Genomic DNA, 19,737 nt, shown 5'->3' on the forward strand with positions numbered 1-19,737 from the left:
AGGATCATACAACCGGAGACGCCACATGATCGGCTCATCTGATTTCCACGCTTACGGATATTCCGCCAGACGGCCCGTTGCCGCACGGCAACGCGGCCAGCATCATGCAATGTGGGCGCTTGCGCCGTTCCAGTCCACGACGGTGCCAACCCTGCTGAGGAAGATCCTCGTCCTGGCCGCGCGCCTGAGGCGATTCCTCAATGGCCAGGTGGCGGTCGCGATCGTCCACCATGAGCGAGAGGCCGCGTCAATCGCGCAGCGAAAGCTCGATCAACCCCGACTGGACAAGACGCGGATCTACTGCGGCCCGCTCGACCAGATCGTGGCCGCAGCGAGGCAGCGCAAGCACGCCGCCTGACACGGCTTGAACGAAGCGATTTCCGAGTAACTGCATATTTCAAAGGAGACTGAAGATGTCGATTACGATGCAAACGGGTACGCCTCCCGCCATCCCTTCCTTTGCGATGAGAATGCTCGCCCTTTGTTACGGCGGCCTCGCCTATTTGATTTTCCTCGGCACGTTCCTGTACGCGGTCGGCTTCGTCTCGCGACTGGTCGTCCCCAAGACCATCAACACCGGCCCGACCTCTTCGCTGTCGACGGCGTTGCTGATCAACCTGGTGCTGATGTCGATCTTCGCCGTACAGCACAGCGGGATGGCGCGTCAGGGCTTCAAAAGACTGTTCGCGCGCTTCGCCTCACCGGCGATCGAGCGCTCCACCTACGTCCTGCTCGCCAGCCTCAGCCTGATCCTGCTGTTCTGGCAATGGCAGCCGATGCCGGCGGTGGTCTGGAACATCGAAGGACCGGTGTTCGCCGGCGTCGTGACCGCGATTGGCTTCATGGGCTGGCTTATCGTGCTCTACAGCACCTTCCTGATCAGCCATTTCGAGCTGTTCGGATTGACGCAGGTGGTGGCGCATTTCGCCGGACGCCTGACCGCGCCCATCGCGTTCAGGACGCCCGGGCTGTACAGCCTGATCCGGCATCCGATCTATCTCGGCTTTATCATCGCCTTCTGGTCAACGCCTTTCATGACGCTGGGGCATTTGCTGTTCGCGTCAGTGACGACGGCCTACATCTTCGTCGGCATCTGGCTGGAAGAGCGCGACCTCGTCGCATTCTTCGGTGACGAATACCGCAAATATCGCGAACGGGTCGCCATGCTATTGCCGGGCGTGTTCTGAAAATGTGACGCAAAAGAGATAAATGAAATAGCGCGCCTTAATGCCCGGCCATAGCCGTCCGAAGGACGGCGTCGCTTCCGCTCGCCTATGTGCCGGGCATCCACGTCTTGGCTTCCAATGAGCAAGAAAGACGTGGATGGCCGGGACAAGCCCGGCCATGACAAAAGTGATCACAGCGTCTCTTGCTTGTGGCCGCATTGCTTGCAGGCGAATTTGACGCGGGTGGCGCCCTTTTCGGCCTGCAGGCGGTTTGGCGCGCCACATTTGCCGCAAGTTGTCTCGATCCGCGTATTGCCCTGCTTGATGGTCAGGTTTCTCTTTTCCATGGTCTCGCGGATCAGGCGCTCGGCCTCCTCGCGCATCGCTTGCTTGTCCATCAGCCGCACCTGTCATGAAGAACGCTTGCCGCGCACGTTAGACTGTGACGACGCATCTCCGATGCGGCTTCACAATCCATCTTATCGTTTGAGCATAATCTCCTCGGAAAACCGGTACCCACTTTTCCGGATCATGTCTGTCAGGCACCTAACACATTTTAATGTCGGCCGTCACGCCGCTTCCGGCGTCAATGCGAGGATGCGCCGCACCAGCGCGAGCGCGGTTTCGGTGGCGGGATCGGCGGAAATGACGGGAACGGCCAGCACCAGCAGATCGACCGGTTGATGCGACAAAATAATCACATGCGTGGCATTGCCGGCCTTCATCAGCGACATCAACCGTTCGACCGCGGGATCCGTCGCGGCAAGGCCCCATGGCGCTTCGGGACGGCGCAACACCCGGCGCGTCGACAGCGCCTTCCGCAACAATGGCGGATCGTAGGCGGCAAGATCGCTTTCGCGGTAGCGCCGGGCACTTTCGAACATCGGATGGCGCGCCAGTTCCGCGATCAATTCGTCGCGGGTACGGGCCGCGGACGCCGCGACGGAATTCAAAACACCCGGCACCTCGGCTTCGAACAGCGCGCGCAGCGTATCGGTCATCAGGCCGATGGTCAGCACGCCCGCAATCGCGATCGCGCAAAAGCGCATGATTTGCGCGGCATCGACATCCGGCGACACGCAGGCGGCTGCCGCGCCAAGCAATGCGGAACTCACCAGCCGCAGCGCCGTCATCAGGATACCCTGCCGCCGCGTTTCGGTGCCGCCGCCTGCGATCAAGACGGCGGTGACGACCAATAGCGCGCCGAGCGCGCCAAGCCGGACCGGCATATCAGGCGCAAGCGCCTGATAATCCGTGACGATGAAGGGGATCACGATCAGCGCGCCGGCCGCGAGCCGGCCGATGCTGCGGTTTTCTGAGGCCAGCAGCGAGGTACGGTCCCGCGTCGCCAACAGCCATGCGCAAACGACAAATCCCGCAAGCTGGAATATCGCCAGCGCGATCGCATAAGGCCTCGTGTAGCTCTCCAGCCCGAACACGCCGCCGAGGCCGATCACGACGGCGCCCGCCAATGCCGTGATCTTGGCCGCGCGCGGCGCATGACGCCGCAAAATGCCTTCGGTGACAATGAGCGCGCCGAGCGGCAGCAGCGCCGCCGGAATCAGCGAGAGCCGGTCGAGCAAGGCGCTGCCGGTCCACCACGCCACGCCGCGCGCAAAAAACAACAGCGCGACGACGCCGAGCAGCAAGAGCAGGCGCTGGGTCAGCGGGCTTCGGGGATCGCGCCGGTACAGCGCGAACATCGCGACGCAAAGCCCGAGCGCGCCGCAGAGATTGACGATGGAATCGGCGATCACGCCTGATGACATCGGGCTCATCGGCCGCTCCCTCGCGGCCGCAAGGTGCCGAACGCGCGCGTATCGTCCAGCCAATGCAGCAATGGCAGCACCAGCCGTTGCAGCGCCAGCACGGCGGAGGCCGCCAGCAGCGCCGGCATCGAGCCGGCCGGCACCTCGCGCTGCAGATAGCGCCGCGCGCCGGCCAGATCGACGCGGCCGAGCTGCAGCACATCGTCGCCCCTGGCGTAGTCGAGTTCGCGCAGGCAGAACGCGTTGTATTGCTCGTCGCGATGCTTTGGCGCGACCTCCCAGGATTTCTTCAGCGCGTCCGACCCGCCGGTATAGGCGTCAGTGATGACGAAACGCCCCTCGTCGAACCCGGCGTCGTCGCCGACGCCGAACACCGCGCGATGGTGCCGCATGATGCCGCGCGCCAGCTGCAGATGGGCAAAGCTCTGCCGCGAATTAGCATTGGCCGAGGGGTATACATCCGAAAACGTGTCGCAGACCATGCCGAACACGGAAGGCACCTGCGTGACGTTCGAAATCCATTTGGGACGAAAACCGTCGCGGGCGAACAGCACCAGCGTGGTCAGGCCGTACAGCACCCAGGACAGCCCCTGCCCCTGCACGTCCGGATCGACCATCACGAGGCCGAGATGGGTGACCTCTTGCTCCTCGCCGTCGAGCTCGACGGACATCACCGACAGCGCGTTGAAGGCGATCGGGCGGCCGGTGGCTTCCTCGCGGATCAGCGTGACGATGGCGCGCGACAGGCGTTCGCGCTCGCCGGAGAAGATGCCGTAGGTGAGGCTGCCGGCCGGCAGGGTCTTGCCGGCGACGGTGCGCAAATCCGCGACCAGTGCGTCGAGGTCCTGCTGCGACAGTGACAGCCCCGGGCTTTCGACGATCCGCGTCTGCAGGCCGGTATGGGTGCGCAAGGTGAGATCGATGGTTTCCTGCGAGAACGCCTTCAGCCAGAACGCCGCGTAGCCGGGCAGACGTCCGGCTGCAGCGCGGAGCTGCCCGAAACCATGACGGATCGCCGAATTGCCGCTCCAGAAAGACGCCATGCCACCTGCCCGCACCCGATCCGGATTTGTGCGCCGGGCCCGTTAAGGAGCCATGAGTGCGGCACGTTGCGGTGGCGAGAGGGTAAACGATGTGTTGGCGGCGTCAAACAATCCGCAAGGAAGTCTGCAAGGCAGACATCGTACCAGGCAGACAATCGGCGGATGCCGAAGCACCCGCCGCCTGCCTTCGCCAGCCACGGCGCTCACGTTACGTGGACGGATTACGTTGATTTGGAAACTTCCATCAGCAGCCGCTCGGCCTTGGCGTCTTCCAGACGGTTCACCATCCGGTCGCTTTCGTGCATGTCGCGCACGGTCTTGGTCAGGGTGACGCAGCACTGCACGAGCATCAGGATGCCCATCGTGAGATAGCCTTTGATCCAGAGATCGACGGGGAGGAAGTAGACGCCGACGGCGACCATGAAGGCCGAGGCCGCGAACGAGACATAGGTGAAGGTGACCCACGCGTTGCTGTGGTGCTGGACGTTCTGGTTCATGGCGCCATCCTGCTGATGCGGCTGAAGTGAAGGACCGGTCCCGGCCCGCTGACGTGAAACCCGTTGCGGACCTTTCCGCCGTCGGAATTCTGCGCCCGCGCCAGTTAAGGAGATATGAGTCCGGCACCCTCAGGTTGCGCAAGGGTAAACGATACATTGAGCGGTCATTGCAAATGACTCATGATCGGGAACCGCTGATATCGCCGGGCCGGGTTTTTTGGGCGTTATAGTCATGCGCAAGCAACGAACACAGGCCCATACAGAGTGCGCCGCCGAGGCCTAACTGCACCGACATGTCCTGCGGCATCGGTCCAAGCAGGGCGCGCGGCAGCACCATGGCCGCCGTCGCGCCGACCAGCGCCGTCAAGGGCGCCCTCAGCAGAAGCGGGATCGCACGGGCCAGTTGCCCGTCAAGGACGCCCACGATCGCCGAAACCGGAAAGATGACAAGAAACAACAGCACCGCGAAGAAGAGGACAAAGCTTTCAAAGGGCATTCCAACCGCGACCCAGGTCGTGAGAACGACCGATAGCGGACCTAGCAGCAGGAACACCAGCGTTCGATTCATTGAAGTCAGTCCTTCATGACGGACGGCCGCGGCCAGAATCATGCGACAGCAGCGAGCACACGGCCATATTGAGTGCGCCGACAACCCCAACCGCTATCGAAGAATTTAGCGGCATCGGCCCAAGCAAGACAGCCGGCGGGCCAACGGCGAGCAGCGCACCTGACAGCGCCGCCAGGGGCGCCCGCCAGGCGACCGGCAAGATGCTGGACAGCCTGCCGTCCATGATCCCGGTGACGATGGATGCAAGGAGGCCGAACACAAACACCACCCCCATGATGACGGAAAGCAGGTAACCTAGTCCGCCGAGAACGGCCTCATATGCCAACAATTCGAAGACGCCGAGCAGTGGACCCAGCAGCCCGAACACGAGCGTGCGTCGCAGCCAGGGCAGATCCGTAAACAGCGATCCGCGGTCGGCATCATTTCCGGGAGGGTTTTCAGTAGACACGTGCATTGCTCTTGGTCCTGTTTTCGCCTTGTAACATGACTTGGCCCATTGGCGCGTGGTGGACGCTCGACGCGACCGTTGATGAAGCGGTGGACGGAGAAGCGGACGGCGGATGCCGGCTCTCAAGTATTCGTACGGCCATATTCGTGCGACAGCACCGAGCACACGCCCATGCAGAATGCGCCGCCGATCGCAAGCCACATCGACATCTCCTGCGGCAGCCGTCCAAGCAGGGCGGCCGGCAGACCAACGGCGGCCACCGCGCCGACCAGCGCGGTCAGGGGCGCCCGCAAGAAGATCGACAAGGAGCGGGACAGGATGCCGTCGACGAGCCCGGTGATTGCCGAGACCAGCAGGGCGATGACAAACACCTGCTTGGCGATGAGCACGAGCCAGGCGTTAAGTCCCCCGCTCGCAACGTCGGGTGACAAGGCGACGAGAACTCCGAGGATCGGACCCAGCAGCAGGAACACCAGCGCCCGTCGCAGCGAGGCTGGACCCCATGCCGGCACGCCGCGCAAATCATCGTTTTCGAGAGGATTTTCGGAAGACATATGCATCGTCCTCACCTTTCTCTTGCCTTGTAGATTGGAGTTCGCGCGAGATGGCGCTTTGACGCGATCATTGATGATCCGGCTCCCGGAGAAACGGACGGCGGATGCCGAAGCAGCCGCCGCCCGCCTTCGCCAGCACGCGCCACAGGTTTACGCGGCCTTCGAAACTTCCATCAGCAGGCGCTCGGCTTTCGCATCTTCGATGCGGTTCACCAGCTTGCCGCTTTCGTGCATGTCACGGACGGTCTTGGTCAGGGTGACGCAGCACTGGACCATCATGATGATGCCCATCGTGAGATAGCCCTTCATCCAGAGATCGATCGGCAGATAGAACAGGCCGACGGCAACCATGAAGACGGAGGCGGCAAACGAAACATAGGTGAAGGTGACCCAGGCATTGCTGTGGGGTTGGACATTCTGGTTCATGATAATCTCCTGTGTGTGGGCGTTTGAGGTTGGGTATCAATCGAAGGCTTGCTTCACAAAGTAAGTTCAGGTCGTTTGCGCACGCTTGGCGTTCAGCCGCGCGAGCACGTCGTCGGCGGTGGTTTTCAGTCGCGGTCCGAAGCCCTGTTCGGCGAGCTTCTCCGCGGTCGCCAGCGGGCCCGAGGCGGCGTCGAGTTCGATCAGGGCTTCGTCGGCGGCCTGGGCTTCCATCTGCCTTTCGCGCAGACGCTTCAGTGTCCGCTCGGCTTCGGGCAGCGTCGATTCGTAGGGGCGCGTCGCCTCCACCCCGCCGCGGCGCATGGCGCGAACCGCTTCCGAAGCACGGGCGATGCGGCGGCCACGATCGAGTTCGGTGATCCGGGACTCCGCACCGGCGACCTGGCGCTTCATCCGCGTGATCTCGGACGCGAACAGCGTGCGCGCGGTCATCGCGGCGTCGCGGTCGGCTTCGAGGTTGGCGATGGCCTGCGCGGCCTCGCGGGCGAGATCTTCCCGGCCGGCATCAAGCGCCGCGGTGGTGCGCACTTCGAGATCGGCGATCCGGGCGTTGGTGGCGTCGAGCCGGCGGCCCTCCTGCTGATCGCCTGCGATCGCCAGCGCCAGCGTCCGCTTGGAACGCTCGACCGCCGCAGCGGCGTCGCGCATCTGCTGGTCGAGGATCAGAAGCGCCGAGCGGTCTTCCAGTTCTTCTCCCGCCGCAGCCACGCTGCCCCGGAAAAGCGTCAAAACAGTTTTGAACATTTGCAGCTCCCTGTGTTATGAGCATTGCTCATAAATCTGTTGTAGCACATCTTGAGCATTGCTCAAGAACTATTTTGAGCAACGCTCAAGAAAAGTGAGAAAGATGTCTAAGGCACTGGAAAGACGAGCTAAATTACGCGATGACCTGATCCTGGCGGCGGAGCGGAGCATTTCCACGGGCGGTTTGGGGGCCCTGAAGACGCGGGAACTGGCGCGGGAGATCGGCTGCGCCAACGGGGCGGTCTATAATCTGGTCGACGATATGGACGAACTCGTCCTGCTGGTCGGCTCGCGCACGCTGCGACGGCTCGATGCCACGCTGAGCGAGGCCGAAAGCGCGGGGCCCCCCTCGCCGACCGAGACGCTGGTGCGTATTGCGGTCGCCTATTGCGATTTCGCCGCCGAAAATCTCGAACTCTGGCGCGCGCTGTTCGAACACCGCATGACGCCGGGCAAACCTATTCCGGAATGGGCGGTCAGCGAGCAGATGGATCTGTTTCGTCACATCTTCCAGCCGCTCGCTTCATTGCTGCCGTCACGATCGGCGACAGAACTCGGCGTCACGGCGCGCAGTCTTTTCTCGGCCGTGCACGGCATGGTGCTGCTCGGCCTCGAACAGAAGCTGATCGCGGTGCCGGTCGAGGCGCTGCGCGCGGAGATCGCGGTGATCGTGCGGGCGATGGTGAAGGGGCTGACCTAGCAATGCCAACGGCGCCGTTGGCGGCTTAGACGGCGCAATGGCGGATCAGTTGGCCTTCGTCGAACAGGCCGTTCGCGATGCGGTCGCGCGGACACCAGATCGAGAGCCCGTACTCGTGCTCGGACATTGTCTCGAGCAGCTCATCGGCGAAGATGCTGATGACGCAGTCATGCCCGCGCAAATCTTCCCAATTGTTTGAAAACTCCGGCTCGATGCCGAACAGCCGATGGCCGCGCCAGCCGGTCTCGCGCATCTCGACGAAGGGGCGGTAACACGACGGGAGTTCGTCATAGCCTTCGCCGTGGCGGAGGCGCGGATGCTGCCGCAGGATCTCGTCCCAGACCGCCACGGGCCTGCCCGCAAGCATGTGCTTCGACATGTGCGGCTGCATCTCGTCATGCAGTTCGAGGCGCAAGCGCATGATTGCGTGCAATGAATCCTTGTCGATGGCCTCGTCCTGGGGTTTTGAGAGAGCAAGGTCGCGCCAGGCTTCGAGGGCCGCGATCACGTTTGGCGCCTTGCGTTCGAGGACGCCGTAATGCGCAGTCTTGTCGCGGATCACCTGATTGGGGTTCTGTTCGCCGGCCGGGCCGCGGTAGCGACTCAAGAAATCTAGCCCGTCCCTCAGATCGAGATTGAGGCTGTGGATCACGCTCTCGGCTTCGAGCGCGGCGATGCCCCAGTTGACGATCCAGTCGAGCGGCGACGTGAAACGATCCGGGAATGACGCCGCGCGTTCGTCGCCGGCGTCGAGATACGCGGTCGGGGTGACGGGCCGGCGGGCGAAGGTTCGCCCTTCGCCGAAGAAGCCGTGCTTTCTGACCGGCGCGAGATCTTCGGGCGGCGGAAGGATCTCCGCCTCGGACATCTGGGCTACGCTCAGGATCCGGCAGGCCCAGGATTTTCCGATGAAGATCAGCAGGTCACCTTCAGCCGGCAATCCCGGCGGGCGCGATCCGGTCTGCGGTTCAGCCTTCAACGACGCGAGGTCAATCTGGGCAATGAAGTGGAGCGGCGTTCGGTCGGTGTCTTTCGGCCATTCGAAATTGCGCGGCGCTTTGGGCGCGCCGCCGATCCACGACGTGGCGTCGTCGGAACGGTCGAACGGCGAGTGGAACAGCAGGGCCCAGGCCGGCAGCTGTTTTGCGCGGTCCGGATCGCTTCCGCGCTCAAATAGTTCGGCCAGCCAACTATCGTCGTCATCATCCATTGGCTTGAGACCTCGATTGAATGCGAAATAGTTTGGAAGCGGCGGCTGTCGTTCAGCTTGCGGCGATCCGTCCAGGGCTGCGCGTTAATGAGCCAACGTCCAAGTTGTACAACGATGCCGGCCGCGCCTGCGGCGCCCACGCAAGGCCAAGCGAGGCGAGCGCATGGAACAGGCCGCACACGAACCAGCCCATCGTCAGTGCCAGGAACGACAACTTCGCCAGGATATCAGCCAGCGGCAAATCATGGCCCGCGATCGAGCTGTTGTAGATCTGCGCTGAAATCGCCAGCAGCAGCGCGCCGATCAGGGCAAAGAACGTGGCGCGCTGCGATTGAGTGAGCCACCGCATCACCAAAAAATAGAGCGGCGAGACGAACGCCCCCGCCATCAAACCGCCGACGATCCAGAAATCCGTCATCTCAGCCCCCTGAGTTTCTCGTAACCCAGAATACACGGGAGGCGTTGAAGGGCGGTGCGGAGGTGGAGTCGGATTTTAGTAAAATTGTATCGAATGCGCTGCGAGCGAAGCGCAGCAGCCTTAAGGAACGCCGTCATGCCCGGCCTTGTGCCGGGCATCCACGTCTTTGCAGCACTCAAGCAAGAAAGACGTGGATGGCCGGGTCAAGCCCGGCCATGACGGAAAGCAAGTTGGACAAGCTCACACCGTCAATACCGTGGACCCAGTGGTCTTGCGCGCGGCGAGATCGGCATGGGCCTTGGCCGCGTCCTTTAGCGGATAGGTCTGATGCACCTCGATCTTGACCGCGCCCGATTTCACGACTTCGAACAATTCGTTGGCCATCGCCACGAGATTCTCGCGCTTGGCGGCGTAGGTGAACAGCGTCGGGCGGGTGACGTAGAGCGATCCCTTTGCAGCCAGCAGGCCGAGGTTGAGCGGTTCGACCGGGCCTGAGGCCGCGCCGAACAGCGCGGCGACGCCGAGCGGCGCGAGGCAATCGAGCGATTTCAGGAATGTGTCCTTGCCGACGGAATCATAGACCACCGGCACCTTGGCGCCGCCGGTGATTTCATCGACGCGTTTTACGAAATCCTCCTTGGTGTAAATGATCGTGTGGGCGCAACCATGGGCCTGCGCGAGCTTCGCCTTCTCCTCGCTGCCGACGGTGCCGATCACGGTGGCGCCGAGGTGTTTGGCCCACTGGCCGAGGATCAAGCCGACGCCGCCGGCGGCGGCATGCAGCAAAATGGTATCGCCGGATTTGACGCGATAGGTCTGGCGGATCAGGTATTGCGTGGTCAGGCCCTTCAGCATCATCGCGGCCGCGGTCTTGTCATCGATTCCGTCGGGCAGCTTCAGCAGCCGGTCTGCCGGAATCAGCCGCGCCTCGGAATAGGCACCGAGCGGCGAGGCGCCGTAGGCGACGCGATCACCGGGCTTCAGATCGGTGACGCCGCTGCCGACTTCCTCGACCACGCCGGCGCCCTCGCTGCCGAGCCCGCTTGGCAGTTGCTGGGGATAGACTCCCGAACGGTTGTAGATGTCGACGAAGTTCAAACCGACCGCGGTGTGACGGATGCGCGCCTCGCCCGGGCCGGGCTTGCCGACCTGGACTTCCTCCCAGACCAGAACCTCGGGACCGCCGGTCTTGTGAAAACGAATGGCGTGCGTCATGGGATGATTCTTCCTTCGGTGGGATGAAAAAGAGAAAGATGTTGCGGCGGTTCAAGTCTCGATGATGACGTAGCTGTCCTCGACATGGACCGCAAAGGTCTCGGCCACATAGGGGCCCTTCTCGAGGTCTTCAAGACCTTTGGCAAGTTCTTGAGTAAGCTCTTCGCCGCGTTCGATCGCAACCGGATAGGAGCGGATCTTGACGCGCTTCGGATCGAAGTACGACTGGCCGTTGCGCATGTCGAATTCCCAGCCGTGCCAGGCGCAACGCAGCAGCTCGCCGACGCGCGAGCGCTGATAGACGCCCGGCTCCGGCGAGGTCAATCGCGCCACGCACGCCGCCTTCTCCAGCGGCGCACCGGCATGCGGACAGCGATTGAGCAGCGCAAAGAACTCGCCATTGACGTGGAACACGACGATGTCGCGGCCTTCGACGCCGAAAACCTTGTTGCCGCCGGGCGGGATGTCTGACGTGCGGGCGACGATGTGCCGGGTCATTTTTGACTCTTTGGCCTAGCGCGTGACGAGATTGGATCGAATTGCATCCACGATGAAAGTGCGCCCCCTCTCCCGCTTGCGGGGGGGGGTTGGGGTGGGGGTGTCGCCGCGAGTCATTGTGTGGAGAGAGCCCCCACCCGCCGCGCTTCGCGCGTCGACCTCCCCCGCAAGCGGGAGAGGTGCACCGAGCTCGCTGCCCTGCTCGAGCTTCACAGCTTATAAACCGCGCGGGCGTTGCCAGAGAAAATCTTCTGGCGCTCGACCTCCGACAGCGGCGTCCTGAACGCGAAGCGCGGATCGTCAAAATCCCAATGCGGGTAATCCGACGAGAACAGCAGGCGATCGACGCCGACCCATTCGATCAGCGAGCGCAGATGTTTTGCCTCGTCCGGCTCGTCGATCGGTTGCGTCGTGAACCAGAAATGCTCCTTCACATATTCCGACGGCTTTCGCTTCAGATGCGGCACCTCGCTGCGGAAGGTTTCAAAATGCCGGTCCATCCGCCACATCGCAGGCGGTATCCAGCCGAAGCCGCCTTCGATGAACACGATCTTCAGGTTCGGGAAACGCTCAGGAATTCCTTCGAGCACGAGGCTACAGAGCATCGACGCCATGGTATGCGCGTTGCTCTGGTGTTCTTCAGCATAATAAGACGGCCAGCCGCCGCCGGTCGGCGCGTGCCCGCCATAGCCGCCGACGTGAATGCCGAGCGGCAGGCCGAGTTCCTGGGCGCGCTCATAGATCGGCCAGTAACGCCGCCGCCCCAGCGGTTCGTTGGCGCGCGGGCAGACGTTGATCTGCACATAGCGGCCGGTCTTGGCGCAGCGTTCGATCTCGGCGATCGCGAGCGCCGTATCGTCCTGGCCGGCGAGGATCGAGGCTTTCAATCGCGGATCGCGATCCGACCAGAAGGCTAGCTGCCAGTCGTTGATGGCGCGCTGGATCGCGGCGCCGAATTCGAGATTCTGCTGCGAGAAGATGAAGAGGTCGAGCACCTGCAAAATGCCGTACTCGACATCGAGGGGATCGAGGTGCTGCTTCTGCATGAAGGCAAGGTCGGAGCCCGGAGGTCCGCCGGTCGGCGGCCACGCGTCACGCCGCGCGATCAAGGGCGAAGAGCGCGGATAGGGCGTGGTGCCGATATAGGGCGTGCGAAGATGGCTACCATATTCCCTGAAATGCTGTTGCCAGCGCTTCGTCATGAACTGGTCGAGGTCAGTGTGCGCATGGATGCTCGGATGCACATCGCAATCGATAATCCGCAGCCGGCTCTTGGCGGCGACTTCCTGTTCCAGAATCGGGCGGTCGATGACGTCGCTCATGCGAGCCTCCTTGGTAGAATGTTAAGCCGCGAGCTTTAGTCGCGGAAACGTCTCAAGCGGATTGTCGGCGCACATACGCGAAACGATACTGGCCGGCAGATGCGGCGGCATCGCGTCATCGCCGTCGAACTGCCAGTGCGGATAGTCGGACGCAAACAGGAACATCTTGTCGGAACCGATCTGCTCGATGATATCTGCGACACCAGCCGCATCCGGCGGGCCGTCGAACGGCTGCATGGTGACGCGAAAATGCTCGCGAATGATCGAGGCCGGCTCGCGCTCGACCCAGGGCACCTCGACGCGCACGCCACGCCAGGTCTTGTTGGCGCGCCACATGAAGGCCGGCAGCCAGCTGACGCCCGATTCCATCAGCACCACTTTGAGGCCGGGGAATTTGCCGAACACGCCCTCATAGACCAGACTCAGTATCTGGGCCTGAAACGCCTGCGCCTCCATCAAATAAAATTCGTAGCGGTAGGACGGCCAGCCGATCGAACTCGGCGCGCCGCGATACTGGCTGCCGGCATGGATGGCGATCGGGAGTTTGTGTTTCTCGGCGGCCTGGTACACCGGCCAGAAGTGCCGCTTGCCGAGCAGCTGATCGCCCTGCGCCAGCACCAGCACGGAGACAAAACGATTGTCGGCGGCCCTGCGTTCGATTTCCTCGACAGCGAGATCCGGCGCCTGCATCGGCACCACGATCGAGGCGCTCAAACGCGGATCCTTTGCCAGCCATTCGGCCGATATCCAGTCGTTGATCGCCTTGCAGAAGTCTGCCGCCATATAGGGATCGAACACCGCCTGCGCGCCGTAGAGCACGTTGCAGATCGCGTGGCTGGCGCCGAGCTGGTCGAACGCACCGCGCTGCACCATCGCCAAATCACTGCCCGGTTTGCCCGTCGCGGGGCGCCAGTCGGCGCGGCCGGACAGCGGCATGCTCGGCGGATAGGAATTGAGATCGAGGCCGTCGATGGCGCGGCTGACGACCTGCTCTTTCCAGTGATCGTCGAGATATGGCAGCAGCGTGGTGCGGGTTCCGCCCACCGCGGGATGGATATCGCAGTCGATCCGCGTGGCCGCCATGGCGTTTTCCTGGGATATCTCGTTATTGGCGACCGTTCCGCCGCGCCGCAAATGTGCCGCCGATGCCCCGGCAGCGCAAGGGTCGAGCATGGAAACCGACCGGGTGGCAGACCTTGGATGGACGCATAGCGAGCGATATTCGCGGCCTTGCGGCACGGCGGCAAAGCGCAAATACTCGTCTCAAGCGGTGCCGGGAAAGATTCCGGCTGAACCCGCACGAAACAGGGACCGGGGGAGAAACATTATGACGCATACGGAGCGGAAGGCCGCTAGTTGCGAGAACAGCATGCAGATCGACCGGCGCAGATTCTTAGGGACGACGGGTCTTGCTGCCTTCGGAGTCACCCTCGGCATTTCCGGCAGCGGCGCCGACATTCCCGCCGCCTATGCACAAGGCACGGCGCCCGCGGCCGCCGCGCCGAAGGGGCCGCAATATCTGAAATTCCCCGGCAAGAATGAAAAGCTCATCCTGCTCGGCGACAAGCCGCTGGTGGCGGAGACGCCGGAGAGCCTGCTCGACGACGACACCACGCCGATCGAGAAATTCTTCATCCGCAACAACGGGCAGCTGCCGGAAGAGACAAAGACTCCCGACGCCTGGAAAATCACCATCGACGGCGAGGTCAACAACAAGATCGAGATCACGATCGGCGAGTTGAAATCGAAATACAAGGCGGTGACGCGGCGCATCGTGCTGGAGTGCGGCGGCAACGGTCGCGGAGCATTCTCGCCGCCGGCGCGAGGCAACCAGTGGAGCAATGGCGGGGTCGGCTGCGCCGAATGGACCGGCGTGCCGCTAGCCGATGTGCTCAAGAGCGCGGGGCTGAAGCCAAGCGCGAAATACACCGCGCATTATGCGGCCGATTTGCATCTGTCGGGCGACGCAACCAAGCCGACGATCTCGCGCGGCGTGCGGATAGAAAAGGCGATGGATCCGAACACGCTGATCGTGTGGGGCATGAACGGCCAGCCGCTGCCGAACATCCATGGCGGGCCGGTGCGCCTGATCGTTCCGGGCTGGCCCGGCTCGGCATCGCAAAAATGGCTGACGCGCATCACCATCCGCGACAAGGAACATGACGGGCCGGGAATGACCGAATTTTCCTATCGCGTTCCGATCAAGCCGATGATCCCCGGCGACAAGGGCGATCCAGCGAATTTCCGGATCCTGGAATCGATGCCGGCTCGCTCTGTCATCACAAGCCCGGCGAACGGCGCCAAGTTCGCGGCCGGGACGAAGGAGCTGAAGCTGCGCGGCGCGTCGTGGGCCGGCGATCTCACGGTCAAGCAGATCGACGTCTCGACCGATTTCGGAGCGAGCTGGCAGCGCGCAAAACTGGAAAAGCCGAAGAACAAATATGACTGGCAGCGCTGGACCGCGAGCGTGAAGCTGGCTTCCGACGGCTATTTTGAAATCTGGACCCGCGCGACCGATTCCAAGGGAGCGATGCAACCGCACCAGGCCGGTTTCTGGAATCCGCAGGGCTATGGCGGCAACGCCATGCACCGGATCGCGGTGCTGGTGGGCTGATGCTGCGAGCCTTGGGAATGGCTGTCGCCGCACTGCTGTCGATGACGCCGGCGATCGCCCAGACCGCCTTCACGCCGCGTGACGAAAGCCCGGAGGAATTTGCCGCCGGGACCGGCCGCGACGAGACCTTCTACGCCTGCACCGCCTGCCATGGTTTCAAACTCGTGGCCCAGCAAGGTTTGACGCGCGCGCAGTGGGACGATTCGATCAACCTGATGATCAGGCGGCACAACATGCCGCCCCTCGACGACAAGGATCGCGCCGTGGTGCTGGGCTATCTCGAAGCTGCCTATCCACCGCGCGCGCCGGCTGCGCGCGGCGGCTGGCAGAATCCGTTTGCCAGGTAAGGTGACGCGGTTCATTTGAAGCCTGCGGTTCTTGCCATCGATCCGCGCCCTGCACGAAACGCTGGCGAGCGGCCAGCTCGGGACGATCCTTCACGTCGAGGGTCACAACAGCAACGAAAACTCGCAGAAAATCACCAGCGGATGGCGGCTATCGCAGGAGGAATCGCCCGGCGGCGGCTTCACCGGCGCAGGCCTGCATGTGCTCGACGCCTTCGTCAGCATGATGGGGCCGGTGGAACGGGTCTATGCCCGGCTGCGTCAGCGCGAGACCGGCCCGCCGCCGCTCGATACGGCGGTCGTGGCGCTGGAATTTACCAATGGCGTCACCGGCACCCTTGCCACCGTGCGGGCAACGCCGTTCTACTGGCGCATACACCTGTTCGGAACGGACGGCTCCGCCGAGGTGCTGGATGAAACGACCATGATCGTGCGAAAGAGCGGCGCTGCGCCGCAACGGCTCACCTATCCAGCGACCGACGTGCTGCGCGCCGAGCTCGACGCCTTTGCCAGCGCGATCGAGAACAAGGGTTCATTCCCGGTACGGGAAGCCGAGGTGCTGGCGACCTTGTCGGCGTTCGAGGCGGCGCTGCAATCGATGAAAACCGGCCTGCCCGTGCAATGTCTTCAAGAAAATGCCGGTCAACATGGCCGCTAAAAAAGAACCACGCAAATCGACGCGCTACCGCGACATCGCGGCCGAGCTGCAGAAGGAAATCCGGCTCGGCTCGACGCCGGTCGGCGAACTGCTGCCGACCGAGACCGAGTTGATGGCGTGCTTTGGCGCCAGCCGCCAGACCGTGCGCGAGGCGCTGCGGATCGTCACCGAACAGGGCCTGATCGTGCGGCGGGCCGGGCTCGGCTCGGTGGTGATCGCGGCCGAGCCGCCGGTATTGTTCACGCACAGCGTCAAATCGCTCAATGAATGGCTGCGATATTCCAACGAGACCTATCGCCAGGTGGTGGGCTCCAGCGAAATCGTCGCCGACCGCAACCTCGCCGCCCTGCTCAAATGCGAACCCGGCAAACACTGGTTCCTGATCGAGGCGATCCGCCGCTCCGATGAATTTGCGGATCCGCTGGGCTGGGTGGAAATCTATGTGCTGCGGAAATTCGCCGGCGTGGTGAAGCGGCGCGATCATGGCCGCAGCCCCGTGCATGAGCAGATCGCAAAGATGTTCGGCGAGACCATCGAGTACGCGCAACTGGAAGTGTTCGCGCGCGGCATGCCGGCAAAATTGGCAAAGGCGCTCGGGGTCAAGACCGGTTCACCCGCGCTGACGATGGTGCGCCGCTACTACGGCCTGCGCGAGGAGCTGTTCGAGGTTACCGTCACCACGCATCCGGAGGGACGGTACACCTACACCATGGACATGCAGCGCTCGTTGCGGCCGAAGATGTAGTTGAGATTGGTGGCGCCGCCACCCTCTCCCACAAGGGGAGAGGGGAAGAAGCGCGCATTGACAGACAAATCTATCCGCCTCCAATGTCCGCCCAGAACAAGAACAATGGGTGGATCGCGTGGCGGGCAACGAACAAGAAACTTACGAATGCGACGTGCTGGTGGTCGGCTCGGGCTGTGCCGGCCTGTCGGCCGCGGTCACCGCGGGACATCAACGGCTCAAGGTGCTGGTGGTCGAAAAGGAGCCGCGCTTTGGCGGCACCACCGCGCGTTCCGGCGGCTGGCTGTGGATTCCCGGCACCTCCCTGGCGCGCAACTGGGGGATCGTCGAAAGCCCCGAGCAGGCGCGGACCTATCTGCGGCATGAGGCCGGAAATTCCTACGATGCCGCCCGCGTCGATGCGTTTCTGACCTCCGGTCCCGAAGCGGTGGATTTCTTCACCAGCAAGACCGCGGTGCGTTTCGACATGCCGCTGACCTTTCCGGATTATCACGCCGAAGCTCCCGGCGGCACGCAGGGCGGCCGCTCGATGGTGACGCGGCCGTTCGACGGCCGAGAACTCGGCGAACACCTCAAGGATATCGGCGCGCCCCTGCCCGAACTCACTGTGTTCGGCATGATGCTGGGCTCCGGCAAGGAGATCGTCCATTTCATGCGCGCGACCAAGTCGCTGACCTCGGCGCTGTTTGTCGCCAAGCGGCTGTCGAAGCATCTCGTCGACGTGATCCGCCACGGCCGCGGCATGAACCTCACCAACGGCAATGCGCTGGCCGGACGCCTCGCCAAATCGGCGTTCGATTTGAAGATCCCGTTATGGCTGTCGTCGCCGGTGCGCGAACTCATCACCGACAACGGCACGGTGCGCGGCGCCATCGTCGAGCGCGACGGGCGCAAGATTCGCGTTGATGCAAAGCTCGGCGTCATCCTCGCCTGCGGCGGCTTTCCGCACGATGTGGCGAGGCGCAAGGCGATGTTCCCGCATGCCCCGACCGGCAACGAGCATTATTCGCCCGGCCCGACCGGCAACACCGGCGACGGCTTGCGTTTGGCGGAATCCGCCGGCGGCCACGCCGAGGATTCATTGCCCAATGCCGCGGCCTGGGTGCCGGTCTCGATCACCACGCGCAAGGACGGCAGCAAGGGCGTGATGCCGCATTTCATCGACCGCGCCAAACCCGGCGTGATCGCGGTGACGCGCGAGGGCGTGCGCTTTGCCAATGAAGGCAATTCCTACCACGATTTTGTGCAGGCCATGATGAAGGTCGCAAAACCCGGCGAGGAGATCGCGGCGTTCCTGCTGTGCGATCACCGCGCCTTGCGCAAATACGGCCTCGGCTGCGTGCCGCCGTTTCCGATGCCGCTCGGCCATCACTTGCGCACCGGCTATCTCAAGCGCGGCGCGACCTTGGCTGAACTCGCCGCGCAGGCCGGCATCGACGCCAAGGGGCTCGAGGCGACGCTCGCGCAGTTCAACAAGAGTGCCGCCGACGGACAGGACCCGGCATTCGGAAAGGGCTCGCGCGCCTACAACCGCTATCAGGGCGATGCGCTGCACGGCCCCAACCCCTGCATCGCGCCGATCAAGGACGGGCCGTTCTATGCGATCAAGATGGTGATCGGTGATCTCGGCACCTATGCCGGCATAAGGACCGACGCGAATGCGCAGGCGCTCGGCACCGACGGACAGCCGATCGCGGGCCTCTACGCTGTCGGCAACGACATGGCGAGCATCATGGGCGGCAACTATCCCGGCGCCGGGATTACGTTGGGGCCGGCACTGACGTTCGGGTATATCGCGGGACGGCACATCGCGGGACAAGCGGCATGACGGATTCTCAGTTGCCGATTTTGCATCATTTCGAAGCCTCGCCCTTCTCGGAGAAGATCCGCGTGATCTTCGGCTTCAAGCAGATCGCCTGGCAGTCGGTGCTGATCCCGCGCATCATGCCGAAGCCGGACCTGGTGCCGCTGACGGGCGGCTATCGCCGCACGCCGGTCATGCAGATCGGCGCCGATATTTTCTGCGACACCCGGATCATCCAGCGCGAGATCGAGAAGCGCTTTCCCGAGCCGACGCTGTTTCCGGGCGGCAATGGCGGCGTGCCTGACATGACCGGCTTGTGGACCGATCGGATCTTCTTCGGCAGCGCCGTGTTCCTGGTGTTCGGCTCGCTCGGCGACAAGGTCCCACAGGATTTCATCGACGACCGGACCAAATTGCGCGGCGCGCCGTTCGACGTGAAGGCGATGGCGGCGGCATTGCCGCATCATCGCGACCAGTTTCGCAGCCAAGCGGCGCTGATCGAGGCGCAGCTCGCGCACGGCGGGAAGTTCCTGCTCGGCGAATTCAGCCTCGCCGATGCCGGCTGCTACATGAACATCTGGTACGTCCGCTCGAACCTGCCTGAACTCGCCGACGAACTGCTGGCCGAATTTCCGCGGCTGCGCGAGTGGGAGGACCGGGTCCGCGCGCTCGGCCACGGCACGCGCACCGAACTCTCGGGACAGGACGCGCTCGCCATTGCGGCGAAAGCCACACCCGAGGCCCGTGCGCCGGAGGCGACCCGCGATTTCGAAGGCCGGAGGATCGGCGACGTCGTGAAGGTGTCGGCCGATGAGCCGGTCAAGACGCCGATCGAGGGCGAGATCGTCTCGCTATCGGTTCATCACATCGCGATCCGCAGGCGCGATCCTGATCTCGGCAAGGTCGTCGTTCACTTTCCACGGCTTGGGTATGTTGTGTCGCCCGCCTGATTTGCAGACCGGGTGGAACGAATGCT

24 protein-coding genes are annotated in these 19,737 nt (G+C 63.3%); 9 read left to right on the forward strand and 15 right to left on the reverse strand.

Translation table 11 applies throughout. The features are described 5' to 3' along the window. Positions 1–25 precede the first annotated feature (25 nt). Together ABIE49_RS15425 and mddA are read left to right on the forward strand one after the other, a co-directional pair. Positions 26–358 (forward strand): hypothetical protein, encoded by a 333-nt coding sequence (locus ABIE49_RS15425; protein WP_192740349.1) that lies wholly within the window; start codon positions 26–28, stop codon positions 356–358. A gap of 55 nt (positions 359–413) precedes the next feature. After that, positions 414–1,187: a methanethiol S-methyltransferase gene (gene mddA, locus ABIE49_RS15430; protein WP_210337556.1), complete on the forward strand. Its 774-nt coding sequence runs from the start codon at positions 414–416 to the stop codon at positions 1,185–1,187. Positions 1,188–1,357: 170 nt separating this feature from the next. Here the strand turns inward: mddA and ABIE49_RS15435 are convergent, their stop codons facing one another. The 9 genes from ABIE49_RS15435 to ABIE49_RS15475 all read right to left on the reverse strand — a co-directional run bounded on the left by ABIE49_RS15435 (position 1,358) and on the right by ABIE49_RS15475 (position 7,233). Next, on the reverse strand, positions 1,358–1,564 hold the full coding sequence (locus ABIE49_RS15435; RefSeq protein ID WP_192740350.1) for a hypothetical protein: 207 nt from the start codon (positions 1,562–1,564) through the stop codon (positions 1,358–1,360). 171 nt (positions 1,565–1,735) lie between these two features. Further along, positions 1,736–2,935, reverse strand: a complete 1,200-nt coding sequence (locus tag ABIE49_RS15440; RefSeq protein ID WP_192740387.1) for a hypothetical protein — start codon at positions 2,933–2,935, stop codon at positions 1,736–1,738. A 5-nt stretch (positions 2,936–2,940) separates the two neighbouring features. Then, positions 2,941–3,978 carry a hypothetical protein gene (locus ABIE49_RS15445; protein ID WP_192740351.1) on the reverse strand — a complete coding sequence of 346 codons (1,038 nt, stop codon included), beginning with the start codon at positions 3,976–3,978 and terminating at the stop codon, positions 2,941–2,943. 221 nt (positions 3,979–4,199) lie between these two features. Further along, positions 4,200–4,475, reverse strand: coding sequence for a YiaA/YiaB family inner membrane protein (locus tag ABIE49_RS15450; protein WP_192740352.1), 276 nt, complete (start codon positions 4,473–4,475; stop codon positions 4,200–4,202). A 178-nt stretch (positions 4,476–4,653) separates the two neighbouring features. Further along, positions 4,654–5,085 (reverse strand): hypothetical protein, encoded by a 432-nt coding sequence (locus ABIE49_RS15455; protein ID WP_192740353.1) that lies wholly within the window; start codon positions 5,083–5,085, stop codon positions 4,654–4,656. Then, a complete protein-coding gene (locus ABIE49_RS15460; protein WP_192740354.1) occupies positions 5,057–5,491 on the reverse strand; it encodes a hypothetical protein in 435 nt (144 codons plus the stop codon). The genes ABIE49_RS15455 and ABIE49_RS15460 overlap by 29 nt, the downstream gene beginning before the upstream one ends. A 122-nt stretch (positions 5,492–5,613) precedes the next feature. Further along, positions 5,614–6,045: a hypothetical protein gene (locus tag ABIE49_RS15465; RefSeq protein ID WP_192740355.1), complete on the reverse strand. Its 432-nt coding sequence runs from the start codon at positions 6,043–6,045 to the stop codon at positions 5,614–5,616. A gap of 150 nt (positions 6,046–6,195) precedes the next feature. Then, a complete protein-coding gene (locus ABIE49_RS15470) occupies positions 6,196–6,471 on the reverse strand; it encodes a YiaA/YiaB family inner membrane protein (protein WP_192740356.1) in 276 nt (91 codons plus the stop codon). Between the two features lie 66 nt (positions 6,472–6,537). Beyond that, a complete protein-coding gene (locus ABIE49_RS15475) occupies positions 6,538–7,233 on the reverse strand; it encodes a PspA/IM30 family protein (protein WP_192740357.1) in 696 nt (231 codons plus the stop codon). A 103-nt stretch (positions 7,234–7,336) separates the two neighbouring features. On the opposite strand from ABIE49_RS15475, the gene ABIE49_RS15480 reads away from it, so the two are divergent. Further along, positions 7,337–7,933: a TetR/AcrR family transcriptional regulator gene (locus ABIE49_RS15480; protein ID WP_192740358.1), complete on the forward strand. Its 597-nt coding sequence runs from the start codon at positions 7,337–7,339 to the stop codon at positions 7,931–7,933. Between the two features lie 25 nt (positions 7,934–7,958). Here ABIE49_RS15480 and ABIE49_RS15485 read toward each other — a convergent pair whose 3' ends face one another. The 6 genes from ABIE49_RS15485 to ABIE49_RS15510 form a co-directional block, all read right to left on the reverse strand. Then, positions 7,959–9,143, reverse strand: coding sequence for a DUF1963 domain-containing protein (locus ABIE49_RS15485; RefSeq protein WP_192740359.1), 1,185 nt, complete (start codon positions 9,141–9,143; stop codon positions 7,959–7,961). Between the two features lie 52 nt (positions 9,144–9,195). Then, positions 9,196–9,561, reverse strand: coding sequence for a hypothetical protein (locus ABIE49_RS15490; RefSeq protein WP_192740360.1), 366 nt, complete (start codon positions 9,559–9,561; stop codon positions 9,196–9,198). A 240-nt stretch (positions 9,562–9,801) separates the two neighbouring features. Continuing rightward, positions 9,802–10,776 carry a quinone oxidoreductase family protein gene (locus ABIE49_RS15495; protein WP_192740361.1) on the reverse strand — a complete coding sequence of 325 codons (975 nt, stop codon included), beginning with the start codon at positions 10,774–10,776 and terminating at the stop codon, positions 9,802–9,804. A gap of 51 nt (positions 10,777–10,827) precedes the next feature. Next, positions 10,828–11,274: a Rieske (2Fe-2S) protein gene (locus ABIE49_RS15500; RefSeq protein ID WP_192740362.1), complete on the reverse strand. Its 447-nt coding sequence runs from the start codon at positions 11,272–11,274 to the stop codon at positions 10,828–10,830. A gap of 209 nt (positions 11,275–11,483) precedes the next feature. After that, positions 11,484–12,596 carry an amidohydrolase family protein gene (locus ABIE49_RS15505; protein WP_192740363.1) on the reverse strand — a complete coding sequence of 371 codons (1,113 nt, stop codon included), beginning with the start codon at positions 12,594–12,596 and terminating at the stop codon, positions 11,484–11,486. A gap of 21 nt (positions 12,597–12,617) precedes the next feature. Further along, a complete protein-coding gene (locus tag ABIE49_RS15510; protein ID WP_192740364.1) occupies positions 12,618–13,679 on the reverse strand; it encodes an amidohydrolase family protein in 1,062 nt (353 codons plus the stop codon). Between the two features lie 244 nt (positions 13,680–13,923). On the opposite strand from ABIE49_RS15510, the gene ABIE49_RS15515 reads away from it, so the two are divergent. The 6 genes from ABIE49_RS15515 (at position 13,924) to ABIE49_RS15540 (ending at position 19,711) form a co-directional block, all read left to right on the forward strand. After that, positions 13,924–15,210 carry a sulfite oxidase gene (locus tag ABIE49_RS15515; RefSeq protein WP_192740365.1) on the forward strand — a complete coding sequence of 429 codons (1,287 nt, stop codon included), beginning with the start codon at positions 13,924–13,926 and terminating at the stop codon, positions 15,208–15,210. Positions 15,211–15,227: 17 nt separating this feature from the next. Continuing rightward, positions 15,228–15,557: a hypothetical protein gene (locus ABIE49_RS15520; protein WP_354066836.1), complete on the forward strand. Its 330-nt coding sequence runs from the start codon at positions 15,228–15,230 to the stop codon at positions 15,555–15,557. 31 nt (positions 15,558–15,588) lie between these two features. Then, complete coding sequence (locus ABIE49_RS15525) at positions 15,589–16,212, forward strand: Gfo/Idh/MocA family protein (RefSeq protein ID WP_354066837.1); 624 nt, start codon at positions 15,589–15,591, stop codon at positions 16,210–16,212. Next, a complete protein-coding gene (locus ABIE49_RS15530; protein ID WP_192740367.1) occupies positions 16,202–16,957 on the forward strand; it encodes a GntR family transcriptional regulator in 756 nt (251 codons plus the stop codon). Before ABIE49_RS15525 ends, ABIE49_RS15530 begins: the two co-directional genes overlap by 11 nt. A 118-nt stretch (positions 16,958–17,075) precedes the next feature. Beyond that, the gene (locus ABIE49_RS15535) at positions 17,076–18,785 is read left to right on the forward strand and encodes an FAD-dependent oxidoreductase (RefSeq protein ID WP_192740389.1); all 1,710 of its coding nucleotides are present in this window, start codon (positions 17,076–17,078) and stop codon (positions 18,783–18,785) included. Next, positions 18,782–19,711: a glutathione S-transferase family protein gene (locus tag ABIE49_RS15540; protein ID WP_192740368.1), complete on the forward strand. Its 930-nt coding sequence runs from the start codon at positions 18,782–18,784 to the stop codon at positions 19,709–19,711. The genes ABIE49_RS15535 and ABIE49_RS15540 overlap by 4 nt, the downstream gene beginning before the upstream one ends. Positions 19,712–19,737 lie beyond the last annotated feature (26 nt).

It is taken from the genome of Bradyrhizobium sp. OAE829 (assembly GCF_040546575.1).
Taxonomy (GTDB): domain Bacteria; phylum Pseudomonadota; class Alphaproteobacteria; order Rhizobiales; family Xanthobacteraceae; genus Bradyrhizobium.

Excerpts from the sequence above, each read along its gene's own strand:
- ABIE49_RS15520 (WP_354066836.1), top strand. The coding sequence starts at position 15,228 with ATGGCTGTCGCCGCACTGCTGTCGATGACGCCGGCGATCGCCCAGACC.
- ABIE49_RS15480 (WP_192740358.1), top strand. The coding sequence starts at position 7,337 with ATGTCTAAGGCACTGGAAAGACGAGCTAAATTACGCGATGACCTGATC.
- ABIE49_RS15450 (WP_192740352.1), bottom strand. The coding sequence starts at position 4,475 with ATGAACCAGAACGTCCAGCACCACAGCAACGCGTGGGTCACCTTCACC.
- ABIE49_RS15505 (WP_192740363.1), bottom strand. The coding sequence starts at position 12,596 with ATGAGCGACGTCATCGACCGCCCGATTCTGGAACAGGAAGTCGCCGCC.
- ABIE49_RS15435 (WP_192740350.1), bottom strand. The coding sequence starts at position 1,564 with ATGGACAAGCAAGCGATGCGCGAGGAGGCCGAGCGCCTGATCCGCGAG.
- ABIE49_RS15470 (WP_192740356.1), bottom strand. The coding sequence starts at position 6,471 with ATGAACCAGAATGTCCAACCCCACAGCAATGCCTGGGTCACCTTCACC.
- ABIE49_RS15445 (WP_192740351.1), bottom strand. The coding sequence starts at position 3,978 with ATGGCGTCTTTCTGGAGCGGCAATTCGGCGATCCGTCATGGTTTCGGG.
- ABIE49_RS15490 (WP_192740360.1), bottom strand. The coding sequence starts at position 9,561 with ATGACGGATTTCTGGATCGTCGGCGGTTTGATGGCGGGGGCGTTCGTC.
- ABIE49_RS15485 (WP_192740359.1), bottom strand. The coding sequence starts at position 9,143 with ATGGATGATGACGACGATAGTTGGCTGGCCGAACTATTTGAGCGCGGA.
- ABIE49_RS15475 (WP_192740357.1), bottom strand. The coding sequence starts at position 7,233 with ATGTTCAAAACTGTTTTGACGCTTTTCCGGGGCAGCGTGGCTGCGGCG.
- ABIE49_RS15515 (WP_192740365.1), top strand. The coding sequence starts at position 13,924 with ATGACGCATACGGAGCGGAAGGCCGCTAGTTGCGAGAACAGCATGCAG.
- mddA (WP_210337556.1), top strand. The coding sequence starts at position 414 with ATGTCGATTACGATGCAAACGGGTACGCCTCCCGCCATCCCTTCCTTT.
- ABIE49_RS15455 (WP_192740353.1), bottom strand. The coding sequence starts at position 5,085 with ATGATTCTGGCCGCGGCCGTCCGTCATGAAGGACTGACTTCAATGAAT.
- ABIE49_RS15425 (WP_192740349.1), top strand. The coding sequence starts at position 26 with ATGATCGGCTCATCTGATTTCCACGCTTACGGATATTCCGCCAGACGG.
- ABIE49_RS15530 (WP_192740367.1), top strand. The coding sequence starts at position 16,202 with ATGGCCGCTAAAAAAGAACCACGCAAATCGACGCGCTACCGCGACATC.
- ABIE49_RS15500 (WP_192740362.1), bottom strand. The coding sequence starts at position 11,274 with ATGACCCGGCACATCGTCGCCCGCACGTCAGACATCCCGCCCGGCGGC.
- ABIE49_RS15540 (WP_192740368.1), top strand. The coding sequence starts at position 18,782 with ATGACGGATTCTCAGTTGCCGATTTTGCATCATTTCGAAGCCTCGCCC.
- ABIE49_RS15440 (WP_192740387.1), bottom strand. The coding sequence starts at position 2,935 with ATGTCATCAGGCGTGATCGCCGATTCCATCGTCAATCTCTGCGGCGCG.
- ABIE49_RS15465 (WP_192740355.1), bottom strand. The coding sequence starts at position 6,045 with ATGTCTTCCGAAAATCCTCTCGAAAACGATGATTTGCGCGGCGTGCCG.
- ABIE49_RS15495 (WP_192740361.1), bottom strand. The coding sequence starts at position 10,776 with ATGACGCACGCCATTCGTTTTCACAAGACCGGCGGTCCCGAGGTTCTG.
- ABIE49_RS15510 (WP_192740364.1), bottom strand. The coding sequence starts at position 13,679 with ATGGCGGCCACGCGGATCGACTGCGATATCCATCCCGCGGTGGGCGGA.